The following is a 25,236-nucleotide window of genomic DNA, read 5'->3' as shown; positions in this document are numbered from 1 at the left end:
CGCTTAGGTTGGTGAGTTGTTTAATCGCATCAGGCAAGGTTGTCAGTTGATTGTGACTGAGGTCAAGCCAGCTGAGGTTGGTGAGTTGTTTAATCGCATCAGGCAAGGTTGTCAGTTGATTGTGACTGAGGTCAAGCTCGCTGAGGTTGGTGAGTTGTTTAATCGCATCAGGCAGATTTTTTAAGCCTTTGCCAGAAAGGTCTAATGTAATTACTTTGTTTCTGGCAGCTTGTTGAATAATTTGCAGCAGTTTTTGATCAGTCATCGCTAGGGAAGCAGGGAAAAGAAAAAAGATTGATTATGAATTATTTTCCCTTAAAAACAAAGATTATCAAAGTCAGAACTTGAAACTTCATCCTCTCAAATACATTACATAGTCAACAAGCGGTAAAATTAACAATCCAACCCAACATTGCATCTATAGCCCATGTATTGCGACTACCTGGTACAAATCCTTACTGCCCGCGTTTACGATGTAGCCCAAGAAACACCACTGGAATATGCCCCCAACCTCTCCCACCGTATCAACAACAAACTCCTACTCAAGCGGGAAGATATGCAGTCTGTCTTCTCCTTTAAACTGCGGGGTGCCTATAACAAAATGGCCAACCTACCCCCAGACTTACTCAAACAAGGTGTAATTGCTGCATCTGCGGGAAACCACGCCCAAGGTGTAGCCTTATCTGCCAGTCGCTTAGGTACAAAAGCTATTATTGTTATGCCCGTCACCACTCCCCAAGTAAAAATTAACGCCGTCAAAGCACGGGGGGGAGAGGTGGTTTTATATGGAAATACCTATGATGACGCTTACGCCCACGCCCGTCAATTAGAAGCGGAAAAAGGGTTAACCTTTATACATCCCTTTGATGATCCTGATGTCATTGCTGGCCAGGGAACTATTGGTATGGAAATTTTACGCCAATATCAACAACCTATCCATGCAATTTTTGTCGCTATTGGCGGTGGTGGTTTAATTGCGGGTATTGCAGCTTACGTTAAACGTTTGCGTCCCGAAATCAAAATTATCGGTGTCGAACCAGTAGACGCTGATGCTATGTCTCAATCTCTTAAAGCCGGTCATCGGGTACGCTTATCTCAGGTGGGTTTGTTTGCTGATGGGGTAGCAGTGCGGGAAGTGGGAGAGGAAACCTTCCGCTTGTGTCAGGAATATGTAGATGAAATTATTTTGGTGGATACCGATGCTACCTGTGCAGCGATAAAAGATGTTTTTGAAGATACCCGTTCTATTTTAGAACCTGCGGGAGCATTAGCTGTAGCTGCTGCTAAAGTCTATGCAGAACGAGAACAAATACAAGGAAAAAACTTAGTTGCCGTCGCTTGCGGTGCTAACATGAACTTTGACCGCTTGCGGTTTGTGGCAGAAAGGGCAGAATTTGGAGAACGTCGAGAAGCGATTTTTGCGGTGAATATTCCTGAAAAACCGGGAAGTCTGCGTCAGTTTTGTGAATGTTTAGGCGATCGCAATTTAACAGAATTTAATTATCGCATTGCCGATACCAAAGAAGCGCATATTTTTGTCGGTGTGCAAATTGAAAACCGCGCCGATGCTGCGAAAATTGTAGAAAAGTTTGAAAATAACGGTTTAAAAACAATTGATTTAACCGATGATGAATTAACAAAATTGCATTTACGGCACATGGTAGGGGGACATTCTCAACTTGCTGATCATGAATTATTATATCGGTTTGAATTTCCTGAACGTCCTGGGGCGTTAATGAAATTTGTGGGTTCTATGTCTCCTGATTGGAATATTAGCTTATTTCATTATCGCAATAATGGGGCAGATTATGGACGAATTGTGGTAGGAATGCAAGTTCCACCCCATGAAATGAATCAATGGCAGGAGTTTCTTGATTCTTTGGGTTATCGTTATTGGGATGAAAGTCAAAATCCTGCTTATCAGTTGTTTTTGGGTTAGTTTATTTTATATATCACGCAAAGACGCAAAGACGCAAAGGAAGAAAGGAAGTAATAAGAAAAGTCTTGTGGGGTGGGCATCTTGCCCGCCATTTTTTACTTTTTATTTACCTGAATTAACAATTTTAATTTTAACCATCCTACAGCAGTTTTCATGTCTTTAGACCACAGTAAGGGCGAAGCATTCGGATGATAGTCTTAGGTAAAAACCGATAATTAATTGTCCGAATGCTGATGCTTCCAGCACGCTTCGCGAACGCCCCTACATTGTTGACGCGAAACCTCAATCAAAATGTGGTTTATTTACCTGAAAATAGCTGTAAAACAATAAAAGTGAGTAAACGAATAGTTTTCAGATTTTGCACAAATACTTAAAATTTTAATGAAACAATTGTCAATTATCAATTATCAATTGATAAAAAAGGCTTGGTTTTTTTACCAAACCTTGTTTTACAGAAGTGAAAGACTCTATTGAATTTAAGCATTTATGAACTTTATAGTTTATCTATCCTCAGAGTTAATTTATATTTTTTATCCATAGATGAATGGGGATGATCCTAAATGTGTACATTTATTTTTATTTTAACCGCAAAGGACGCAAAGTACGCAAAGGTAAGACTTTTTTAGAGAGTTTTTCGTTTTGTTACGGTGATGTTTTATCAATTGGGATTTTTGGTATAAACGCAGATATTTTAAATTTTTTCTTTCATTTGCGTCTATCTGTGCTAAATTATCCCTGCATTTTATCCACCCAATTTAAACACAACTCCCGAAAATGTTCACCCCTAACTTCAAAATTTGGATATTGATCAAAACTTGCACAGGCTGGAGATAATAACACTACTGACGCTTGGTATTTTTTCGCTAATTCTGCGGATCTGGGAATAGCTTTATCCATTGTTTCCACAATTTCAAAGTTATTATATCCCACTTCTTGTAATCTTTGAGCAAAGGCATTTGCAGCACTACCAATGAGTAAAACAGCAGCAGCTTTATCTTGTATTTTCTTTAACCAAGCTGTATCATCTCCGTCTTTTGCTTCACCACCAGCTATTAAAATCACTGGACTTTTTACCGATGCTAAACCTACTTCTGCTGCATCATAATTTGTAGCTTTACTATCATTAATAAAGTCAATTCCTGACCATGTACAAATATGTTCTAAACGATGGGGAACACCAGGAAATTCACTCACAGCGCGACAAATTGCTGCAATTTCTATTCCTGCTAATCTCGCTGCACCAACGGACATTAATAGATTTTGTTGGTTGTGTTCTCCTACCATTCGCAAAGCAGAAACTTCAACAATTTTCTGAGGTTCAGAAGTTGCAGATAATTTTTCTATTACCCAGCCATTTTCTATATAAAAACCTTTTTCACCTATTAAAAATTCTGCCCCTTTAACACTTGTCCAATAAGCATCAGACCACTGATTTAAACTTGCTTTGTTTAAATAAACATCGTCTCCGTTAAATATTTGTAACTGGGAATTATTTAACAGTTTGGCTTTAATATTGTAGTAATTTTCTAAGGTTTTATGACGGGCTAAATGATCCGGTGTGAAGGTTGTCCAAATACCAATTTTCGGTGCAAGCGTCACAGAAGATTCTATTTGATAACTACTTAATTCACCTATAATCCAATCTACAGAATTTTGGATTTTACTTTCTGTTCCCTGTTCCCTGCGATGCACTGAGCTTGTCGAAGTGTTCCCTGTTCCCTTTAAAGCTACTTCACAAGCAGCATAACCGATGTTACCACAAGCAGGGGCGTTAAAACCGGCAGCTTGAAAAATGGCAGCAGTTAACGCGGTGGTTGTGGTTTTCCCATTTGTACCAGTTATTGCTACCCAGGGAATATTTTGCAAATGTCTCCATGCGAGTTCCATTTCCCCAATGGTTTCTATTCCTAACTCTCGCGCTTTTAACAAGATCGGAATATCCCAAGGTACACCAGGACTCACTACTATTAATTTAGGCGATGTGTTGGCTAAATTTAAACTTTCAAAATCTGGAGTGTGTCCTAATTTGACGGTAATTTGTTCTTGAGCAAGTTGTTGTTGTTGTTCCAGGAGGTTTGGGGAGGTATTGCGATCGCAAAGTTCCACCTCCCATCCTTCCTGTTTCAACAATCTTGCCGCAGCAATACCGGACTTTCCCAATCCTATCACAATAGCTTCTGGCATAGACTGTTTAGCATCATCCCTGGTTAAGCTATCCTATACTAGCGTTAATTGGCAAAAATTACACCTCTTTTTGTTGATTTTTGCTACAAATTTTTCACAATCGCGCCAAAATCAGCTAATACACGGCTATGATTTCGCAATAAACCCAGCAAATTTAACCGATTTCTCTTAATATTTACATCTGGGTCCATGACTAACACGCTATCTTCACCATCAAAGAATTTACTCACGGTGGGAGCAATTTTTTCTAATGCTGCTATTAACAGTTGATAGTTGCGTGTTTGCTGTGCGGTTTGGGTTTGGGGTACTAATTCTACTAGGGCGTTGTAGAATGCTGATTCAGATGATTTTTGGAATAATTGGGGATTAATTAATGTTTTTGGTTCTAACTGCTGAAAATCTAAATCACCTTGTGCAGCGAGTCTAGTAGAACGGTTAATGGTTTCATAGATTTTTTCTAATGTACCATCTTTGCGGATTTGTTGTAAGTAAATTGCGCGATCGCGTACATCCAATAAATCCTGTAATGCACGTTCTGTATATTCTTGATCATCTCCCAATACCGCATTTACCAAGTCATAATCTATCTGTTTTTCTTCTTGTAATAAAGTCCGAATCCTTTGTAGGAAAAATTCCCGTAATGTGGATATTAAAGATTTGGCATCTTTATTAAATGCAGATGCAAAATTTGTCGCTATCTGTTCTAATAGCTTCTCTAAATTTATCTGCAAATTAGAAAACCACGTAATATTAATGATCGCATTTGCAGCGCGACGTAATGCAAAGGGATCGGATGAACCTGAAGGAATTAAACCCAAACCAAAGATACTAATTAATGTATCTAGTCTATCAGCTATTCCTACTATTTGCCCGGTTAATGTTTCCGGTAGAATGTCATCAGCATTTCTGGGTAAATAATGTTCAAAAATTGCTTTTCCTACTTCTGCATCTTCACCACTAGCTAAGGCGTATTTTTCCCCCATAATACCTTGTAGTTCAGGAAATTCATACACCATTTGGGTGACTAAATCCGCTTTACATAATAAAGCTGCCCTTTGAATTTTATGACTTTGATTTTCTGCTAATTGCAATTGTTGAGAAATGAGATTTGCTATGTTTACAACTCTCTCAACTTTGCCCCTAACTGAACCTAAATCTTCTTGAAATGTAACTGTTTCTAATTGCGGTAAAAAGCTTTCTAAAGGTTTCGCTAAATCAGCTTCATAGAAAAATCTCCCATCTGCTAAACGCGCCCTAATTACTCTTTCATTACCAACAGCAATGATATCTGATTTTACAGGATCGCCGTTAGAAACGGTGACGAATTTAGGTAATAATTCCTGATTTTCCGCTGTCTTAAATACCGGAAAATAACGCTGGTGCGTTACCATGACTGTGGTAGAAACTTCTGTAGGTAATTTGAGAAATTCATCCTCAAATTTACCAACTACCGCACTCGGATATTCTACTAAATTCGTCGTTTCTTCTAATAAGTCTGGGTAAATTTCTGTAAAACCGCCTAATTTTTGCACTGCAGTTTTGACTTGTTCAACAATGATTTTTTCCCGTTCTTCTGGGGAAACAATCACATAACCAGAACGCAAGGTATTTACATATTCTGTTGCGTGGGAAATGCTGACAGGTTCGGGATGTAAAACGCGATGGGTTGGAGAAATGCGATCGCTTTTAACTATCTTTTCACCGTTCTGCAATTCTAAGGGTAAAATATCCCCATCTAATAAAGCAACTAACCAGCGAATAGGACGGGAAAACCTACCGTCACCGCTTCCCCACCGCATTAACCGCTTTCCTTCCAAATTCCAAACCCATTGGGGAACGAGTTCTGTTAATATTTCTGCTACTGGTCGTCCTGCTGTCTTTTTATTAACAAAAACAAAGTCGCCTTTATCCGTAGAACGCACTTCTAAAGCTGACAGTTCCACACCTTGTTTTTTAGCGAAACCTTCTGCTGCTTTTGTAGGTTGACCATCTTTAAATGCGGCTTGTGCAGGTGGTCCTTTAATTTCTTCTTCTTTGTCTGGTTGTTGGGATGGTAAACCGGTGATGAGAACTGCTAACCGTCGGGGAGTTCCAAAAACTTCCACCGTTTCCGCTTTGAGACTATTAGCTTCTAGAGTTTGAGGAATACGCGATCGCCATTGTGCGATCGCACCACTCAGAAAGCTTGCGGGTAGTTCTTCTGTACCAACTTCTAATAAAAACGCAGTCATAAGTTCACTAATGTTGATCAGTCAATTCCATCAGTTTACCCTGTGATCAGGCTGTGGTGAACAAGATGTGTAACTTCTCTGAGCAGATAGTTATCAATGCAACCTCCTCTAAGATACAAGGTTGGGTTAAGGGATAGCGTAATCCAACAAAATTCCGTAAGTTTTGGTTTGTAAATGTTGGGTTTCGTTCCTCAATCCAACCTACATGATTTAATTTTTTTAACTTACTGGAGTCAAAAACAATTTAGCCTCTGCTAATCTCCTCCTTCTTAACCCTGCTTCCACTGAACTACCAGGGTTTCTATATTTAACAAAAGTCTCTTCAATTTCATCCCATTGTTGATTCTTTAAAACTCTGGTCATACTCTCAAAATTATTTGCACCATAGAAATTAGCACCTAAATTATAACTAAAACTCAATAAAGCACCCTGTTGGTTAACATTCAACACATCCCATACAGGAATTTTCTCTAAAGTTGGCAGATAGCTATTTTCTAACTGCAACATTAACAACTCTTCCGCTTCTACTTTAGTAATTGTTTCACCTAATTTCCACTCACCACCATTTTTCTTGCGAGTCGTTCCCCAACCAATAGTAATTGGTTTACCACCAGTTAAAGGATCAGGATAAGCCTTCAAATACAAACCTTCAAATTCTTTAATCAGCGCCACCCCTGGTAAAGGTAGTTTACCAGTTGCACCACCATAAAGAACTAAACTCGCCTTCTCTAAATCATTTAAAGCATTGTTTAAAACCGTCTGAGTGCCTATTCCCACCACCCCATCAGCTTCAAGTTTTTTTGCTGTTTGAAACTGTTTCACTGCTACTACAGTCTTATTCCCAAAATTACCATCTATAATGCCAGGATCAAAGTTGAGAATTTTTAATATTTGTTGCAACTGCTCAACTTTTGCCCCTTCAGATCCTAATTTAAGGATTTCATTAGAATTGAGAATTAATTTGGTTGTCATAACGTTATACTGATATACTGGTATACTGGGAGATAGTTGGAAAATCAACTTACTATTCCCTCATTATCCACCAAAGGATAGATTTTTATGGTTAAAAAAAGGTAAATCTTTTTAAAGATTCATTACTGAAAAGAAAACTCTGATTTTACGTTCCACTGTCTGCCGTCATGGAGTAGCAAGGTCAGATGAGATGCGGTAAATTCAAAATATACCTGACGTTCTTGAAAGTCATTCCAAGCAGCAGGAAAATGATGTTTTTTTAAATCTCTCCTGGCTACGGTAAGATGGGGTGTAAAAGAGTGATTTTTCCCATCTTTACCGATGATTCCCAAACTACTTTCTATATCATTCATTAAATCTAATTGTAACTTTAAAAGTGCTTGACTTTTTACTACATTCATGTATATAACACGAGGAGAAAAAGCCGCAAAACCATCAAGTGTAATGGGTAAGTAATTCTGCTTTTTGGCGAAAGTTTCCATAAAGGTTTCTAAAATTGATATTTCCTTTTTTTCCCACATAAAAGGAGGCTGTAGAGTGATATGTGGAGGGGAATTTTGAGCGCCGCGACTACCATAATTATTAACAAAATGTTGTTTAATTTCGTTAGCGTAATCTTGAATATGTTGGGGTGGAAGTATAGCAATAAAAAAGCGATTCATAATTTTAGAAGTCAGGAGTCAGGAGGAAGTTAATAACCCAATTACCTATTACCCATTATCAATTATCAATTATCAATTATCAATTACCAATCACCAATATGATAATTTAAGAAAAATCTAAACTACCTAATTATTATGCCTTGGTTTGTCAAAATTGAAGCAGGTTTAGTGGATAAGCCCACCTTTGATCAATATGTACCAGCCCATACAGCTTACGTCAAAGCATTGATGGATAAAGGACATAAAGCTAAAACGGGATATTGGGCGCAAAGGGGAGGGGGGATGATGTTATTTGAGGCGGCTTCAATGGATGAAGCGCAGGCCATCGTGGCTGCTGATCCCTTAGTAGTCAACGGTTGTGTGAGTTATCAGCTTTACGAATGGAAAATTGTTGTGGAATGATGCACATTTTTAGAAATTTGATGTTATGATTATTTCAGACCTGGATCTATGCGATCTCAACGCCCAAACTTTGTCAGGACCGGAAGGTAGCAGCAATACGGGATGCTTGCGATAGGCGTAGTCTCCGGGTCGCCCTATTTTTAGGAGTGCTTTGCAGCAATGCCTGGTTTTGGAGATATTGTACAAAAAGCTTTTTACCTGGGTGTAGGCTTGGCTTCTTACGCAGGCGAAAAAGCAGGGGGGAAATTAGCGGAACTGCGATCGCAAGTCCAAAAACTGGCTGACGAGATGGTAGCCAAGGGTGAAATGAACACAGAAGAAGCTCGTCGTTTCGTAGAAGATATGATGAGACAAGCCCAACAACCCCAGACACCTGGTGAAACCACAGAAAAAACAGAAGCTTCTGAACCCCGTCGCATCGAAATAATAGGGGAAGATGAAGAACCGACTGTTAAACAAACTCCCAAAGAAAACGTGGATCACCTGCGTCAACAAGTGCTAGACCTGAAAAAACAATTAGAACAGCTTAAACTCGATCAGTAAAAACTAATTTTTCACCCTGAACATCAGTAAAAATGGTAATTTGGGGGATGGCGCTAAATCTAACACTGGTTTGATTTGCATTGATGGCTATATTCTAGTTATTATCGCACTTACAACCGAGAACCCGGAAGCGTCCTGTTTGTAGCCAGTAACACAGTTAAGCTTATGGAACCGTGGCAAAAAGACTTAGTTGATATCATCGAAACTGTGACTGATGAAGTCGAAAACTTCTTCCAAGGAATTAATGACATGGTAGATGCTTTTTTTGAGCTAACGGAAGAAATTACCTTCGAGGTGCAGAATAACATTGCTGCGGAAATTGACCAGTATTTACAGGAATTAGCAGAACCGCTGATGGAAGTATACTGGGAACTGGAAGACGTGGTAGCAGATGTAGATCCAGGTTTTCCATATCAAGTGGAAGCGACAGCGGAAAAAAATCCTGCTTGTATAGGTTGCAGCAATTATCATGGTCAAGCTTATGGTGGTAATTTGTTAGTTTGCGCTATGCACCCTCATGGTTGGGATGACGAAAATTGCCCAGACTGGGAAAAGAGCAGCAGTGAATTTTAAGCGTGAAACAGGTGTTGTCAATGTTAAATTATTATTAGTATTCATGAATCTCTGCATTTTTCTAGAATAATTTCCAGAATCATTTTATGAGTAATTCCTTGTCTGAGACTGTACCCCCAAGCAAACCAGAAATGAAATATGGTGAACGTGAGATTGAAGAAGGAAAACTAATTACCTTTCCCAATCCGCGTATAGGTAGAGAATATAATATTGATATTACTTTGCCTGAATTTACCTGTAAATGTCCCTTTTCCGGTTATCCTGACTTTGCGACTATTTACATTTCCTACGTACCAGATGAAAAGGTAGTAGAATTAAAAGCTTTAAAACTGTATATTAACAGTTACCGCGATCGCTATATTTCCCACGAAGAAACAGCAAATCAAATTTTAGATGATGTAGTTGCAGCTTGTGATCCTTTGAAAATGACAGTCAAAGCTGATTTTACTCCCCGTGGAAATGTGCATACAGTTGTGGAAGTAAAGCATAAAAAACGCAAATAATCAGGTATGTAATCTTTACTATCCTTACCTGATATTGTAATTCTTCCAGGATATCATGGATGAGTCCAGTTAGTGTGACTTCCTTTACCTGGACGTTCTGTGAAACCTGCTTTTTTGAGCATTTTCTTTAATTCCCTAATTTTATTAGGCATAATTAACCTGATTAATTTTTGAGAGACTTCTTACCCATTAACTTATTAACAAATGCCAAAATATGACCAGAAATAGACCTAATAAAACGGTAAATTTTACGGACTTTATTTAACAAAGGATGAGGAACTCGTAACCGCAAAGGATAAAAAATAGGTAGATATATCAAATAATAAGCTCTTTTTAAATCATCCCATTTTGAGCATTTTTCCTGTTGCAGAAAATCAGAAATATCCACCACCAAACCCCTACCCTCAAACATCATCACATTTTTACCATGTACATCATGGGGGTAAAGTCCGCGAGTGCGAGCATAGTCCAAAGCATAATCAATATCTTTAATTACCTTGGGAGGAATACGCAAACCCCGGTGTAAACAGTCATAAAGAGTAACACCAAATAATCTTTTCAAAACCAACAAACCATCATGAGCATAAAAACACTCAGAAAAAGCAGGATGAGAACCAAGACGCTGGTAGACCTCCAATTCTTCCTCAAACCCAGGACGACCAGGTGCGTACATTTTCACCACCACATCAGGATATTCAGGATGAACAACCACCGCTGCATAGTTTCCTGTACCCAACAACTCCCAGGGAGAGGGGATAGCGCGTACTTCTATCGGGTTGTGGGGATGGACACTTTCAATCACGAAATTGGGAATAAGTTCTTGGTGGATAATAGCAATTAGTGACTGTATTTTTGATTTATCCATAGGATATACGCACCTTAATTAGCGGTATCATACCTATAAAATACACCACTTAATTGCTATTGTTGCCCAAATCAAAAAAATTATTTTGTAGCTGGTTGAGTCAGTTGCTCTAAAATTCCCAAAACCTCTCTTTCAAAGGTTACTTGAGCGCGGTTAGTTTTACCACCAATATACAAAACATCATCTTTTTGCAAAGCCCAAATTTGGGAATGGGAAAAATAACTCATTACCACACCCAACATCAACAAAGCAAAACCGCTATAAACAATCGGAATACCCGGATCATACTTAATTTGTAAACCCGTGCTACCTACCACATCAACAACTTTCAAATTTACCCCATTTACAGGAATAGACATTCCTGAACGCACAGTATTTACTAATTTTCCTTGACCATCATAGATTAAAACCATGCCTTGTAAATCTTTAGCTAACAGAGAAACACCTTCACTTAAATCTGGTTTTGTAGGTATCCAAGTACCCCACAGTCTACCTTTACCTTTAGTATCTAACAACGCCATTGGTAATTGGAAAATGGGACTATTATTGAGTTTAATTCTAACGCTAGAAATACCCCAATCTGTTTGATAAAAAACCACACCATGATAACGCAAAGGTTTATTCACATAAATTTTTTCATGCTCTATTTCTTTACCTTCATTATCTAACACAGATAAATCAGAATAAAATTGATCAATACCTCCTTTGGGAGTATAATCAATCCAAAATCTATTAACTTTTACTGACCAATCTTTTAATACATCTTGAGCAGACCAAGCACCCGCATCAATGATATTTTTTACCTGGAAAGTATCACCAGAAGCAATCATTTCTTGAGCCATAAAACCCGTCATTGCTCCCCAAATACCACCCAGTAAAATCATCACAATACCGATATGTACAATAATCGGTCCAATGCGTCCGACTATACCTTTGCGAGCATAAAGAATATCATTTTTTTCTGATGATTGAAAGATTTTATAACGGTTTTTTGTTAAAATTGGAGTGATAGAATTTAGAACAACATCATTTAATTCTGCACTCAAAGCTAACTTTTTAAACTTCTTCGGATCATCATAATATTGCCATTTTTGAGCAGCTTTTAAAGCAGGTAATTGACGGGTAAAAGTACAAGCAGTTAAACTCGTACCAAATAACACTAATAAAGCCAAAAACCACCAAGTACGATAAACATGATCCAAACCCACAACTTGAATCACTTTCCAAGTCAAAAAACCAAATAAAGCGGGATGTTCTGGATAATTAGCCTGGTAAAAAGCTGGTGTTTGTCCTTGTTCAATTACTGTACCACTGATACTAAAAACAGCAATTATTAATAACAGCATAATTGCCAACCTTAAATCTGTTAGCACAGGTAAAACTTCCCGTTTCAAGAAACGAACCGGAACAGAAAACAAATTAACTTCTGGGGATGTTGAATTATCTAAAGTCATGGTTTACAAAGGTAATAAATTCTTGCTCTCTTCTTTGTGTACTTTGCGTACTTTGCGGTTTATCACTTTAGAAACTACCAAGAGGAAGACGAGAAAGTAAAGAAAACACACCAAAACCTACTAACAAAGCACCGCTAACGGGGTTTATCCAACCAGACCAACGACGCAATTCTAGCAGTTTTTTAATTGTTGCAGTAAACGTACCTGCTAAAATTAAAGGTGTCACATATCCCGCAGTATAAGCAAGTAGTAAAACCGCACCTAAAAGCAAATCTTGAGTATTAGCAACCCAACCTAATAAACTGGCTAAAACTGGTGTGCTACAAGGAGAAGCAACTAAACCAAATGTTAAACCAATAGAGTATGAACGAATACCAGGAGGTAAATCATTAGATATCCAATTTGTTTCACCTAAAGATGGGAATTGTAAAGGTAAAGCTTCTAATAAATTCAACCCCATAATAATAGCAAGAATACTCACAATAATTGGTAGACCAATTCCTACTTGACCGTAGACTTTTCCTACCAAACCTGCTATAATTCCTAAACCTGCTAATGTAGTAGCTAATCCTAATGCAAACCAGGTTGATTGTGCAGCAGCTTGTAGTCGGCTTTTCGCTTCATAACCGCCAATATAACCAATAGTAATTGGCAGCATTGATAGCATACACGGTGTTAAACTGGTCAACAAACCAGCAGCGAAAATAATTGCGATACTGACAACACTGAGGTGAGTGAGTTGGTTAGTAACCAGGGTGTTAGCAAATTGTTCGATTTGATAAATTTGGGTTTGCAGGTTCTCCAGCATGGGTATGTTTTAAATTACAAAGGCTGACTCTGTTTGTATTCTAGCTTATTCGGTTTTTTGTTTCTTGCTAATTTTGAATGTGGGAAAAAATAGCTTTAATTTAGTGTTTTGCTGAATGATAATTTTTTTTAATCTATTTTTTGGGAAAGAAGTTGATGATGTGACTTTTTCGCAATAGCTAGGGGTTTATTGAGAATACTATTGATAATGGTGTCAATAACTCACGAATTTTATAGGGTTTGGGGATTGATTATTTTGTTGTTCTGTGTTTATAATAATTTTATGTATAATCCAAGGGTGTTTTATAAGTTGTTTTAGACGTAGAACCTCTGGGTTGACGTTACCAGTCTGGAGTCTGGGAAAAAGTAAAAACGAGTAAAAATTTTTGTTTGAGAGAAAATAAACGAACCGCAGAGACGCGGAGAAGACAGAGTTAGAGTTTTTAAGTTGATAGGTTGTTTTTGAGGTAGAACCTCTGGGTTTGCATTCCCAGTCTGGAGACTGGGAACGATTAATTACTGATTTCTATAACCAATTTTCTAATTTTAATCCTGTGATTCTTGATAAATCGGAATCATGGGAAACTAAGGTTAAATCGTGAATTATTGCGGTAGCTGCTATAAATATATCTGCATCTTGTATTGGTAAACCTCTTTGTTTTAAGTCAGCATAAATTTCTGATGCTTTTTTAAAAATCGCCATATCATCTAATAGCAATACTTGGTATTTTTTCACCCAGTTTTCAAAGTCTAATACTTTTCTCACGGCTTTAACAGCTAAAAGTCCTCGCTCAATTTCATAGTAAGTCATCGCACTAATAAAAACTTGCTCATTTTGGCGATTTAACATTTTTAACCGATTATTTGCTTTTGGATTTTCTTTGAGAATTGCTGAAACAATATTTGTATCTAGTAGATATCCCATGTTTTTGTTATTTATTTCCGTTTTACCGCTTCATCAAATATTGCCATTTCTTCTGGTGTTAAATCATTCAATAAACCACTTATTGCTTCTAAAGCTAAAATTTTACTAATTCTTGCTGTTAAGTCATCATCAGCTATGGTTTCTACATCGTCTCCTAAATTTGGTCGAGTAAACAGTTCATACATTTTTTCAATCATCTGTTCTCTTTCTAACCTTTCTTGATATACACTGTTATTAGCAATCAAATTTTCCACAATTGCAGAAATTCGTTTATAGGTTGTTTGTTCTTGAATAGATATGTTGCTCATATTCTTTACCTCTTTTTTTAGGATAGATAATATTTTAGCATAGAAGATAAAATATATGTTATATGTCGATATTCCTAATAAACATCTAGGGTTCAATTTCTGGATCTGGAAAATTCATAATTTACCTGGAATATGTAAAAACACAGAAAAATATAATTTAATTATACCCACAAAAACCCAACAGCGTCAAACTGATTTTCCCAAAAACCCGCACCCCCACCCCTTGAAAATCAGTCAACTTTAACAAATCAAACATTTCCCATCTTGAGTACATCATTAATATACAAATAGCCTCATTTTTCACCATCTGCTACAATAATTAATAATTCGTAATTACAGCAAATTTCATATATTTTTAAAAAACTCCTCCTTTGCGCCTCTGCGCCTCTGCGTGAGCTTTAAAAAAGTAGAAAATATAACAAAATTACTTCCTGAGTTTAGCAAGTTTCAAATCTTATATTTTAGGATGATCTGCGTAAATTTGAAATAACCACAAAAGACACAGGAAGAAAAATCATGGCTAAATTGGTTAAATCTTATGCCGCAATTGATGGTAATGAAGCGGTTGCGCATGTAGCTTACAAATTAAATGAAGTAATCGCAATTTATCCGATCACACCATCATCAAATATGGGTGAATGGGCTGATGCGTGGATGGCAGAAAATAAACCTAATTTATGGGGTACAATTCCCAATGTCACCCAAATGCAAAGTGAAGGTGGTGCTGCTGCTGCGGTACATGGTGCATTACAAACAGGTGCTTTAAGTACAACTTTCACCGCTTCCCAAGGTTTGTTATTAATGATTCCCAATTTGTTTAAAATTGCGGGAGAATTAACCAGTTTTGTCCTTCATGTTTCGGCACGTTCTTTAGCTACCCACGCTTTATCTATTTTCGGTGATCACAGTGATGTGATGGCTGCTAGAAGTACAGGTTTTGCATTATTATGTTCTGCTTCTGTACAAGAAAGTCATGATTTTGCACTTATTTCTCAAGCTGCAACTTTAGAAACCAGAGTTCCTTTTTTACACTTTTTTGATGGGTTTAGAACTTCCCATGAAGTGCAAAAAATTGAGTTATTATCTGACGAGGTTTTACGGGAATTAGTACCTTTAGAATTAGTTTCTGCACATCGTCAACGCTGTTTAACTCCTGATAAACCAGTGTTAAGAGGAACAGCACAAAACCCCGATGTTTATTTTCAATCTCGTGAAGGTGCAAACCCTTATTATAATGCTTGTCCTGATATTGTTCAAAGGATTATGGACAAGTTTGGAGAACAAACAGGACGATATTATAAATTATATGAATATCATGGACATCCCAAAGCAGACCGGGTAATTATTCTCATGGGTTCTGGTTGTGAAACTGTCCATGAAACTGTAGATTATCTGAATAACCAAGGTGAAAAAGTGGGAGTGATCAAAGTTCGACTTTTTCAACCTTTTGATGTGGGAAGATTTATCGAAGCTTTACCTAATAGTGTCAAATCTATTGCGGTTTTGGATAGAACTAAAGAACCAGGAAGCGCAGGTGAACCTTTATATTTAGAAGTAGTTACAGCTATCCATGAAGGATGGAAAAAAACCACCTTCCCGAAAATTGTCGGGGGTAGATATGGGTTATCTTCTAAAGAGTTTACCCCTGCAATGGTAAAAGCGGTTTTTGATCATCTCCGTCAATCAAAACCCAAGAATCATTTTACTATTGGGATTAATGATGATGTCACTTTTACTTCTGTGAATTTTGATCCTGGGTTTTCTACTGAACCAGATAGCGTTGTGCGTGCAATGTTCTATGGTTTGGGTTCTGATGGTACGGTAGGTGCAAATAAGAACTCAATTAAAATTATTGGGGAAGGTACAGAAAATAATGCTCAAGGTTATTTTGTGTATGATTCTAAAAAGTCTGGTTCAATGACGGTTTCTCATTTGCGGTTTGGTGCTGAGAAAATTCGCTCAACGTATCTCATCAACCAAGCTAATTTTATCGGTTGTCATCATTGGGGTTTCATTGAAACAATTGATATCTTAAAAAATGCTGCCACCGGAGCGACATTTTTATTAAATAGTCCCTATCCTGCGAAGGAAGTTTGGAAAAATTTACCTGTAAAAGTGCAACAGCAAATTATTGATAAAAACCTGAAAGTTTATGCTATTGATGCTAGTCAGGTGGCGAAAAATAGCGGGATGGGTAGAAGAATTAACACGATTATGCAGGTGTGTTTCTTTAAATTAGCGGGGGTATTGCCAGAAAAAGAAGCGATCGCTAAAATTAAACAAGCGATTGAAAAGACCTATGGTAAAAAAGGTGCAGATGTTGTCAACATGAATTTAAAAGCTGTTGATAACACTTTAGAAAATCTCCACGCAATCAAAATTCCTGCTACAACAAGTAGTAAGAAAAATCAGCAATCACCAATTACCAATTACCAATTACCAATCACCAAACCAGAATTTGTGGATCAAGTTTTGGGTAAAATTATGGTGTGGGAAGGTGACGACTTACCTGTAAGTGCTTTACCCGCAGATGGAACTTTCCCCACTGCAACCGCAAAATGGGAAAAACGCAACGTTGCAGAAGAAATACCGGTTTGGGATGAGGATGTCTGCGTTCAATGCGGTAAATGTGTGATGGTTTGTCCTCATGCTGCTATTCGTGCAAAAGCTTATGAAGCGGATAAGTTAGTCAATGCACCTGCAAGTTTTAAGTCAGCAAATGCAAAAGATAAAAGTTTTGCTGGTCAGAAATTTACTATCCAAGTTGCACCGGAAGACTGTACAGGTTGCAGTATTTGTGTGGATGTTTGTCCTGCGAAAAATAAAGCAGAACCCAGCAAAAAAGCTATCAACATGAGTCCGCAGTTACCCCTGAGAGAACAGGAAAGAGAAAATTGGGATTTCTTTTTAAGTTTACCAAATCCCGATCGCAGAAAGTTGAAATTAAATCAAATTCGTCAACAACAACTGCAAGAACCATTGTTTGAGTTTTCTGGTGCTTGTGCAGGATGTGGAGAAACGCCATATCTTAAATTATTAACACAATTATTTGGCGATCGCTCACTCATTGCTAACGCTACCGGTTGTTCTTCTATTTATGGTGGAAACCTCCCCACAACTCCCTGGACTCAAAACGCAGAAGGAAGGGGTCCAGCATGGTCCAATAGTTTATTTGAAGATAACGCCGAATTTGGTTTTGGTTATCGTTTATCTATTGATAAACAAGCAGAATTTGCAGCCGAATTATTGCAACAATTAAATAGTGAAGTTGGGGACAATTTGGTAAATGATATCCTCAAAAATGCCCAAAAAACCGAAGCAGATATTTGGGAACAACGGGAAAATGTTGGAGTTCTCAAACAAAAACTAGATGAAATTGCAGCATCTCAAAATGACCAAAATCTCAAATCCAAAATCCAAAATCTAAAATCCCTCGCTGATTATTTAGTCAAGAAAAGTGTGTGGATAGTAGGTGGTGATGGATGGGCTTATGATATTGACTTTCATGGCATTGATCACGTTTTAGCCAGTGGTAAAAATGTCAATATCTTGGTTATGGATACAGAAGTTTATTCTAACACAGGCGGTCAATCTTCCAAAGCAACTCCTACCGCAGCAGTGGCTAAATTTGCCGCCAGTGGTAAACCCGCAGCGAAGAAAGATTTAGGTTTAATGGCCATGACTTACGGTAATGTTTATGTGGCTAGTGTCGCTTTAGGTGCGAAGGATGAACACACATTAAAAGCATTCTTAGAAGCGGAAGCTTTTGATGGTCCATCCTTAATTATTGCCTATAGTCATTGTATTGCTCACGGCATTGATATGACCACCGGTTTACAACAACAAAAAGCCTTAGTTGACTCTGGTAGATGGTTGTTATATCGTTATAATCCTGCATTGCAAGAGCAGGGTAAAAATCCCCTACAATTGGATATGAAAGCACCTTCTGAGTCAGTGGAAAAATCCATGTATCAGGAGAACAGGTTTAAGATGTTAGTTAAGAGTAAACCGGAAATTGCTAAACAATTGTTAGCGCAAGCGCAAGCAGAAGTTGATGCACGTTGGGAGATGTATCAATATTTAGCTAAGAGGTAATAGGTAATAGGTAATTGGTAATGGGTTTTTACCTGTTACCTATTATCGAATTATTAATTAGAATTGTTTATTTACGCCAATTATCTATTACTAAAGGATAACCTAATGCTTGAATTTTCAGATAATGCTTAGTGTTACCTGTAACTAAAATTAAATTGTTTTGGATAGCGATAGAAGCTATTAATACATCTGCTAATCCTATTGGTTGTCCACTGCTTTCTAAATCAGCATGAATCAATCCTGAAAGTTCTGCACTTTTTTGGTCTAAATGTAGGATTTCCATTTCAGGTAAATCCGCTAAAAATTCTTGAATGCGATCATTACGATTTAGTTTTCTCCAACCCTTGATAATTTCGGAAACAGTAATCACAGAAATTGTATAATGTTTCCATATTGCTCTGTATGCAATAGCATTGGCGTTTATTTTAGAATTTTTACCTTTACGAATTTCCGAGGTTATATCTGTATCAATTAAAGATTTTCTCACAACTCAATTATTTTGTATTAACTTCTATGTTGTAAAATATCTTCAACCATTTTATCTACTAAGTCAGCATCATTAGACCATTCACCAATAAATGAATTATTGATTATTTCCGGTTTAGTTAGTTGCTCAATCATGGCTTTGATTAAATCTGAAACTTGACAATGATGAGTTTGTGTCAATTGTTCTATTTTGTCGTAAGTTGCTTGATCAAGTTCAATTTCTATTTTTTTCATGGGTTGGTGATGTTGATTTTATATGGGTAGATTATAGCATATTCTTTAAATCAACTTCCAAATCACTTTCATCATAATGAATAGATTAAATATTTAATTGTCATGGTTTTGCATTTTCGCTTTTCTTTCTCTTCGCAGTTGGCGGAGTTTTTCTGATACTGGTGGAGGGTTGAGTCGCTGTTGTTCTCTCATTTTATGACCATGTTCGATCCAATTTTTCATGTAAGTGCTGACAGTTTCTTTGTTCTGTAAATAGTAAAGAATTGTCGCATATACTTGTTCTAAGGAAATTGATTGATATATTTGGGCAATTTCTTCTGGAGAGCGTCCACAATCAAGATATTCATATAAAACTGTTTCAATTCCAATTCTGGAGTTTTTCAATCTAATATCTCCAGGAGAGAGAAAACTGAAATAGTTAGTAATATCTTTGGTAGCAGAAGTGTTGAATGTTAAGATTTTGAGGATCTTGTCCAAGTTGTGCATTGGTATTGGTGATACCAAACTTGAGCAATTAATGACTCTATTCTCAATAGACAATGGATTTCACCTGGGTAAAACGCAAAAATTGTAAAGTTTTATTGCAGGATTCAACACTTGTGCTTTGGTAGGTATAGTTTGACTGTTCATAATTAATTTGGATAACTACTTTAGTAGAGACATTATAACATAATATATATCTTTCAAAATCAATCGTGCTGTATCTGGTTCACCATTCAGGAACAAATAAATAGTTTCATCCAGTAGAGCGATCACAAATTCAGAATAACTTTGTAATCTTGCATTAACAGTTTTTTTGCAGTCTCTAGTTATTCCAATAATACTACCTTTTCTCTCTTATATTTGTCAGTTTCTTGCTCTTTGTCAATTTGAATCATTGGCAACAAATAATCAAAATATATTAAAAAGTGGGCAAATACCCACATTAAATTATTTATTTGCTAATTTGCAAAAACTAGATGTTAAAGGTTGCTATATCTATATATTTCTCCTATTTCTCTCATAAGCCTATAAAAATATATGTTATCTTCCGGTAATGTTAGAGAACCAGATATTGCAGAGAAAGCAAGGCTTTCAGGTTCTGACCATCCATTTTTCCAAATTAGTTTTTTATTTGTTAAAATAATACCTTCCTTCCCATCATTCCAAAAACCAGTATTTTTCATTGCTAATATTTTTTCATCAGCTTCAAGTAGTGAATCTGCATAGCTAGATATAGCGTTAGATAGCTTATCTATAGAAATATTAGGAGCAATCAAAAATCCTTCTATATGAGAATATTGATTTAATTCCTCGTCAAGAAACTCTATAAAATCTTTTAGCTCAGGATCAGATGGAATTTCTGTTAAAGTGTACAATCTTGATTCTAATTGATGTAGTATATTTCCATCTCTATGTTTTTGTCCTTTCAAAAATGACCACACCACAAAACCAGCACCAAACCCTATTAAAGATGCTCCTCCAGTAATAACACTTATCCCTCCCAAAGCTGAAATAATAGTAGTAATAGCAGCTGCTCCTGATAACGTACCTGCTACCCCTAAAGCAGAAGCACCAGTCCAAGCAATGAAAACCGCACCCGCACCCACTAAAGTTCCTGTCACTGCGGCAATTCCTAAATTTTTATAGTCTTCTCCGTCCATCTGAGATACCAGCGCAATAGATACTAAACCAGCTGCACCTATTAAAGCTGCTCCCCCGGTAACTACTGCTAAACCTCCTAACATTCCCAACCCACCAGCAGCTACAGAACCACCACCTAAATAGGCTAAAGTTGCTGTCAAAGGCGCTCGACTTAATAACACGCCTGTCGCTGTTTCTGCTCCCAAAGTATGAAGTGTACCTGTTATTGTAGGTAAAATAGCTCCACCTTGATCACTGACTTGGAGAGCTACCTCAAAAATTTTTCCCCAATCTTCCTTATAGGATTTGGAAAGTTCCTTAGTCAAGTTATTTTTGGCTATGAGATCAACAAGTTTTGCATTTTCAAAGAACCGATGTTGTGCCATTAAATATACTAATTTACAACTGTTTAAAATATCGGAATTGAGAATAAATGAATCTAGAGATTTTAAAGTTTCTGGCTCAGATATCTTTTTACCATCTCGGATTTCTTGATAAGTTAGCAAATATTTTTCTTGTGTTTGCCCTTTTGATTTCTCTTTAATTAACCTAACAATGATTATATCTACAGTAAAAGCTCTAGATTTAGCACTTGCAAGGGAATAGGATCTTTTAATGGCAACAGGAATATCTGAACCTGTAATCATAGCTTCTAATTCCGTCAGATAACTAAAATCTGGAACTGGTTCTGAAGCTCTCACATATTGATATGTACCTCTAATTCTTTTCTTATCATCTTCAGAAAGTTCAGATTTAGCTAGTGCTGTTTCAATCGCTTTTTCAATGATATTTAATAGACAATTTTGATGAGCTATTTCATACCTTTGTCGAATTTGTTCATCTAAGTTAGATGAAGCTACCAAATATTGCAATAAATCCAGAGAAATAGTATCTTCTATATATTCACTATCTTCAACTAATTCATAAATTTGTTTTACTTGGGTTTTTGTGGTATATTTACGCAGAAAATCAGCTTGATCAATTTCTTGATAAATCTTGTCAGCTATTCTCAGATTGGGGTCATACAAAGTATGTAAAATAAACTTGACATCATTACCTTGCAACCCAATTTTAGGCATAGAAATGGTGTTATTTTCAATAATTCTTGGGGGGATTGTTAACTTATAAGAATTTCCAGACCTCAAAGTAACGTTTTGAATACCACCCCTTCTAGCAATATCATAAGGAACAAAAACATGATATTTTTCCTGGAAACTATCATCATTCGCACTCGCAATTTCTGGAAAAATTACATCTTTAGTTAAATAAACTCCAACACTAGAAACCAGCAGATTTAAAAACATCCGACGGTTAAGACTAAACAAGTCAGATGAATTATTGATCTTCTTCATACCTAAATACCTTCAAATTCAAAACGGTAGTATTTTTAAATGATTAAATTGTTTTCGTTGTCAACTTAACACAAAACCTATCATCTTGTCAAATTATTAACTTGTTTAGATATAACCCACATCAGTAAGTATAATGATATGGGTTTAAAATGTATATACCCACCAATTAAATATTTATGTATATTTAAATATAATTAATAACAGTGATTTTTATTAACACCAATAAAAACAGGTAATCAGTTCTCACCAATTACCCAATATCATCAAACCCAAACTTAATCTATGGAGAGATCACATCATCATAGTTAATAGCCTGAAGTATGCGATTTAAAATCACCTTCCCACCAGGATTAACCACCTCTAACCGAATAAAATTAGGATCACTAGGTCGCCAAGTTACTCGATATTTCATACCATTATTATTCCAAGTATAAACTTGCCGATCATTAGTACCTGAAGTTACAGCACCAGATAGATTAATGTTGGAATTACGATTACGGCGATTTTCTCCATAATAGTAATAGACATTATTATCAAAAGACAAACTTACTTCCCAGTCTTTATCACCAAAATTTCCCTTGGGATAATTAAATTTTTGTGCCAGCGCAGGTTGAGGCATTGCTACATCTATAATTGCAGGTGTAGAAATCCCCAAAATTGCCGCTAATGTTATTGCTTTGTAATTCATAAAACTCTCCCTCTGGGAAACAGGTAAAAAGTCTATATTTGTCTATATTTATGGATTCACTCTATAGCAAATCAATTTCGCTTTAAGCTGTTGTTTCTTCGTTCTTGAGATTCCTGGAAATAAATAGTTTAGGAAACAGCAACCCAGAACTTTCTTTATATTCTTCAAACTCAGGATATCGAGACAAAGATTGATCTTTTTTCCGCATATTGGGAACAAATATCATGGCTATAAATAACCCCAGAATTAAAAAAGGTAGCCAATGCTGTGCTAACATGGCAAATGCTAGATAAATCAAAACTTCTCCCAAGTAATTAGTATTACGACATCTAGCAAAGAAACCTTCTGTAATTAGTCCAGTTTTGTATTTGAGTGTATAGTATTTTTGAGCATCACTAGCAAAGTGTAAAAACACTCCCACAATATTTAAAGAAATAGCCGCAGTTACTAACGGTAAAGGTGGAACAGTACCACTGCTAATAAGAATAAATGGTGCTACCCAATATAAACCTAAGATGATAAAGGTAATAATTCCCATCAAATTGGGCATTTCTTGTTCCCATTGTTTATCTGGGAAAATACGATCTTTTAGTAACCAAAGAAAACCATAAGTACCATGAAGGGCAAGATAAACCCAAGCTCCAATAGTAAAGTTATGGTAGAAAAACATTAGTCCTAACACTATAAAAAAAGTTAGACCTTTGTGAAAATTAATAGGATATTTTACCTTCATATTCTGGCTTTTTGTGAGAATTTTTCAAGTGTTTAAATAAATAGAGAGATAGGAAAATATCGCCTATCCCTCTGCCATAATTACTTCTTCGCAATTACCCAAACTGCGTGAACAATACCCAAAATGTAAAAACCAAAAATTGTTAACAGTAAATTAATCCAAAAATCTTTACCAAAACCAACTTGTAAAAATACTCCCAAAGGTGGTAAAAAGATTGCTATTACGATTCTAATTAAGTCATTCATAATACTCTCCTGTTCATTGTCCACATCTCTATTATTAACATCACTTTCTCTAACTCGCATTCCTGAAAAGATACAGTAACCCGAACTAACACCCAGAATTAACACCCAGAAGTAACACCCAGAAGTAACACCTACATTAACCACCGCTGATTTTAGCTTTGTAACCTAACTTAACTAAAATCTCTAAAATCTTCTGTTTATGATCTCCTTGAATTTCAATTTCGTTCTCTTTCACAGTTCCCCCTGTACCGCATTGGGTTTTTAACTGTTTCAATAAAGCGGTTAAGGTTTCTGCTTTGGTTTGAAACCCGGTAATAACCGTGACTGTTTTTCCTTTCCTCCCTGCGCGGGTTGCTTGTACCCTTACATTTTGTTGGTTTGGGGGTAGTTCTTGTACTGGACGTTCTAAAGCAGGTGAGTTATCATTACCAAATTCTTGGTAAATTATAAGTTTGTCAGATTTTGATTTAGAGGAAGACATACAATTTAATTCTTAATTCAATCCAGCAATAATCTCAAGTAGACTCAAATTTTTTCCTACTGCTATTTTAACCAATTACTGTTCACTAATTACTGACTAATATAGGACTTAGGCAATATTGGACTAAAAACCTGGTTCTGATGTAGGGGTAATTCATGAATTACCCCTACTTTCGTTCTGTTTTGCGTAAGTCCTGTAGTATTTAGAAGATTCTCATACAGCATTCTCTAAGTAAAATATTCTCACTCCTAACTCCTGACTCCTGACTCTTGTACGGGTGTTCGCGAAGCGTGCTGGAAGCATCAGCTTTCTGGCGACTAATGATAAATTTTTATCCAAGGTTATTTCTGGAATACTCCTAAATTATGATATTTTTTGTCAAAATTGGGGTAATATAAACAACAAATAAGAATAATCTAATCTATCATCACTATGTTCAAAACTAGATTATCTGTATCTGATGGTACTAATTAAGTACCTACTTCTAAACCGTATCGTCTCATGGGAGCGATCGCTGCTTTAATTCTTATCAGTCTGATCACTTCATTCGGAGGATCACTTATGAAGCACACTATTTCTAACTGTTGAGAAGGTTTTATTTGGGGTATCGCTGATCTAGTGATTGAGTTGGATCAATTAGCTAGTATTGTTGCTGTTGGTTTACTTTCTGCTAGGTTTGTAGGTGGTGCTTGGATCGGTTTAGCTTTTGTATTTGCTGCTTTATTTGAACAAATAATACATTTAGCTTCATTAAATATACCAAGTATAGCCCCAGGTATAGAAATAGCGATCGCCTTGTTCTCTATTAGACCTGTCCGAAATATATAACGGAAAAATGGTAGAACGGTAAATGGAAAATATACCGTGGTTCTACCAAAGATGAAAAATATTACCAATTATATACATATGTACCCAAAACGCGCTAGGGGTA

Annotated in this window: 25 protein-coding genes, 1 other RNA gene and 1 pseudogene; 8 read left to right on the top strand and 19 right to left on the bottom strand. The window is 36.6% G+C overall.

The features are described from left to right. The coding region (locus FFR48_RS10825) for a leucine-rich repeat domain-containing protein (protein ID WP_201277605.1) at positions 1-265 on the bottom strand (265 nt) is incomplete at its 3' end. A gap of 162 nt (positions 266-427) precedes the next feature. Between FFR48_RS10825 and ilvA the strand changes: the two genes are divergently transcribed. Beyond that, positions 428-1,939: a threonine ammonia-lyase, biosynthetic gene (gene ilvA / locus FFR48_RS10820; RefSeq protein WP_137667375.1), complete on the top strand. Its 1,512-nt coding sequence runs from the start codon at positions 428-430 to the stop codon at positions 1,937-1,939. Between the two features lie 729 nt (positions 1,940-2,668). On the opposite strand, the gene murD is transcribed toward ilvA, so the two are convergent. From murD to FFR48_RS10800, 4 genes are all read right to left on the bottom strand, one after another. Further along, complete coding sequence (gene murD, locus FFR48_RS10815; protein WP_137667374.1) at positions 2,669-4,123, bottom strand: UDP-N-acetylmuramoyl-L-alanine--D-glutamate ligase; 1,455 nt, start codon at positions 4,121-4,123, stop codon at positions 2,669-2,671. A gap of 83 nt (positions 4,124-4,206) precedes the next feature. Beyond that, positions 4,207-6,354: a glycine--tRNA ligase subunit beta gene (glyS, locus tag FFR48_RS10810; protein ID WP_137667373.1), complete on the bottom strand. Its 2,148-nt coding sequence runs from the start codon at positions 6,352-6,354 to the stop codon at positions 4,207-4,209. 219 nt (positions 6,355-6,573) lie between these two features. Continuing rightward, positions 6,574-7,326, bottom strand: coding sequence for a glycoside hydrolase family protein (locus FFR48_RS10805; protein WP_137667372.1), 753 nt, complete (start codon positions 7,324-7,326; stop codon positions 6,574-6,576). Between the two features lie 122 nt (positions 7,327-7,448). Beyond that, positions 7,449-7,988, bottom strand: a complete 540-nt coding sequence (locus tag FFR48_RS10800) for a 2'-5' RNA ligase family protein (RefSeq protein ID WP_137667371.1) — start codon at positions 7,986-7,988, stop codon at positions 7,449-7,451. Between the two features lie 135 nt (positions 7,989-8,123). On the opposite strand from FFR48_RS10800, the gene FFR48_RS10795 reads away from it, so the two are divergent. The 5 genes from FFR48_RS10795 (at position 8,124) to queF (ending at position 10,009) form a co-directional block, all read left to right on the top strand. Then, positions 8,124-8,390, top strand: a complete 267-nt coding sequence (locus FFR48_RS10795; RefSeq protein ID WP_096569787.1) for a YciI family protein — start codon at positions 8,124-8,126, stop codon at positions 8,388-8,390. Positions 8,391-8,427: 37 nt separating this feature from the next. Further along, positions 8,428-8,524: signal recognition particle sRNA small type (ffs, locus tag FFR48_RS10790), an RNA gene on the top strand. Positions 8,525-8,549: 25 nt separating this feature from the next. Continuing rightward, the gene (locus FFR48_RS10785; protein ID WP_137667370.1) at positions 8,550-8,933 is read left to right on the top strand and encodes a phasin family protein; all 384 of its coding nucleotides are present in this window, start codon (positions 8,550-8,552) and stop codon (positions 8,931-8,933) included. A 165-nt stretch (positions 8,934-9,098) separates the two neighbouring features. Then, the gene (locus FFR48_RS10780; protein ID WP_096569783.1) at positions 9,099-9,506 is read left to right on the top strand and encodes a hypothetical protein; all 408 of its coding nucleotides are present in this window, start codon (positions 9,099-9,101) and stop codon (positions 9,504-9,506) included. Positions 9,507-9,592: 86 nt separating this feature from the next. Further along, a complete protein-coding gene (gene queF, locus FFR48_RS10775; protein WP_096569781.1) occupies positions 9,593-10,009 on the top strand; it encodes a preQ(1) synthase in 417 nt (138 codons plus the stop codon). A gap of 56 nt (positions 10,010-10,065) precedes the next feature. On the opposite strand, the pseudogene FFR48_RS10770 reads toward queF, so the two are convergent. The 6 genes and pseudogenes from FFR48_RS10770 to FFR48_RS10745 form a co-directional block, all read right to left on the bottom strand. Further along, positions 10,066-10,161 (bottom strand): annotated as a pseudogene (locus FFR48_RS10770) (type II toxin-antitoxin system HicA family toxin); the annotation flags it as partial. Positions 10,162-10,172: 11 nt separating this feature from the next. Continuing rightward, positions 10,173-10,874 carry a serine/threonine-protein kinase gene (locus FFR48_RS10765; RefSeq protein ID WP_137667368.1) on the bottom strand — a complete coding sequence of 234 codons (702 nt, stop codon included), beginning with the start codon at positions 10,872-10,874 and terminating at the stop codon, positions 10,173-10,175. Between the two features lie 80 nt (positions 10,875-10,954). Then, positions 10,955-12,328: a cytochrome c biogenesis protein gene (locus FFR48_RS10760; protein WP_137667367.1), complete on the bottom strand. Its 1,374-nt coding sequence runs from the start codon at positions 12,326-12,328 to the stop codon at positions 10,955-10,957. Positions 12,329-12,395: 67 nt separating this feature from the next. Next, positions 12,396-13,136: a cytochrome c biogenesis protein CcdA gene (locus FFR48_RS10755; RefSeq protein WP_137667366.1), complete on the bottom strand. Its 741-nt coding sequence runs from the start codon at positions 13,134-13,136 to the stop codon at positions 12,396-12,398. Between the two features lie 525 nt (positions 13,137-13,661). Then, positions 13,662-14,060 carry a type II toxin-antitoxin system VapC family toxin gene (locus FFR48_RS10750; RefSeq protein WP_137667365.1) on the bottom strand — a complete coding sequence of 133 codons (399 nt, stop codon included), beginning with the start codon at positions 14,058-14,060 and terminating at the stop codon, positions 13,662-13,664. A gap of 11 nt (positions 14,061-14,071) precedes the next feature. After that, positions 14,072-14,368 (bottom strand): hypothetical protein, encoded by a 297-nt coding sequence (locus FFR48_RS10745; RefSeq protein ID WP_137667364.1) that lies wholly within the window; start codon positions 14,366-14,368, stop codon positions 14,072-14,074. 516 nt (positions 14,369-14,884) lie between these two features. On the opposite strand from FFR48_RS10745, the gene nifJ reads away from it, so the two are divergent. Continuing rightward, positions 14,885-18,463 (top strand): pyruvate:ferredoxin (flavodoxin) oxidoreductase, encoded by a 3,579-nt coding sequence (gene nifJ / locus FFR48_RS10740; RefSeq protein WP_371851439.1) that lies wholly within the window; start codon positions 14,885-14,887, stop codon positions 18,461-18,463. Positions 18,464-18,530: 67 nt separating this feature from the next. On the opposite strand, the gene FFR48_RS10735 is transcribed toward nifJ, so the two are convergent. The 8 genes from FFR48_RS10735 to FFR48_RS10700 all read right to left on the bottom strand — a co-directional run bounded on the left by FFR48_RS10735 (position 18,531) and on the right by FFR48_RS10700 (position 24,305). Beyond that, complete coding sequence (locus FFR48_RS10735; RefSeq protein WP_096569765.1) at positions 18,531-18,950, bottom strand: PIN domain-containing protein; 420 nt, start codon at positions 18,948-18,950, stop codon at positions 18,531-18,533. Positions 18,951-18,967: 17 nt separating this feature from the next. Then, the gene (locus FFR48_RS10730) at positions 18,968-19,183 is read right to left on the bottom strand and encodes a hypothetical protein (RefSeq protein ID WP_096569763.1); all 216 of its coding nucleotides are present in this window, start codon (positions 19,181-19,183) and stop codon (positions 18,968-18,970) included. Positions 19,184-19,276: 93 nt separating this feature from the next. Further along, positions 19,277-19,669 (bottom strand): DUF433 domain-containing protein, encoded by a 393-nt coding sequence (locus FFR48_RS10725; protein WP_137667363.1) that lies wholly within the window; start codon positions 19,667-19,669, stop codon positions 19,277-19,279. A 476-nt stretch (positions 19,670-20,145) separates the two neighbouring features. Beyond that, positions 20,146-22,158, bottom strand: coding sequence for a hypothetical protein (locus tag FFR48_RS10720; RefSeq protein ID WP_137667362.1), 2,013 nt, complete (start codon positions 22,156-22,158; stop codon positions 20,146-20,148). Positions 22,159-22,438: 280 nt separating this feature from the next. After that, entirely contained in the window at positions 22,439-22,846 is a 408-nt protein-coding gene (locus FFR48_RS10715; protein ID WP_137667361.1) for a hypothetical protein, read from the bottom strand. An 82-nt stretch (positions 22,847-22,928) separates the two neighbouring features. Next, positions 22,929-23,579 (bottom strand): methyltransferase family protein, encoded by a 651-nt coding sequence (locus FFR48_RS10710; protein WP_137667360.1) that lies wholly within the window; start codon positions 23,577-23,579, stop codon positions 22,929-22,931. An 80-nt stretch (positions 23,580-23,659) separates the two neighbouring features. Further along, complete coding sequence (locus FFR48_RS10705; RefSeq protein ID WP_096572739.1) at positions 23,660-23,824, bottom strand: YqaE/Pmp3 family membrane protein; 165 nt, start codon at positions 23,822-23,824, stop codon at positions 23,660-23,662. A 136-nt stretch (positions 23,825-23,960) separates the two neighbouring features. Continuing rightward, a complete protein-coding gene (locus FFR48_RS10700) occupies positions 23,961-24,305 on the bottom strand; it encodes a translation initiation factor (RefSeq protein ID WP_096569755.1) in 345 nt (114 codons plus the stop codon). Positions 24,306-24,902: 597 nt separating this feature from the next. Between FFR48_RS10700 and FFR48_RS29395 the strand changes: the two genes are divergently transcribed. Further along, the gene (locus FFR48_RS29395; RefSeq protein ID WP_268932427.1) at positions 24,903-25,133 is read left to right on the top strand and encodes a HupE/UreJ family protein; all 231 of its coding nucleotides are present in this window, start codon (positions 24,903-24,905) and stop codon (positions 25,131-25,133) included. Positions 25,134-25,236 lie beyond the last annotated feature (103 nt).

Origin of the sequence: Sphaerospermopsis reniformis (assembly GCF_005402885.1) — a bacterium.
Taxonomy (GTDB): domain Bacteria; phylum Cyanobacteriota; class Cyanobacteriia; order Cyanobacteriales; family Nostocaceae; genus Sphaerospermopsis; species Sphaerospermopsis kisseleviana.
This window is presented reverse-complemented; position numbering and strand designations above follow the sequence as displayed.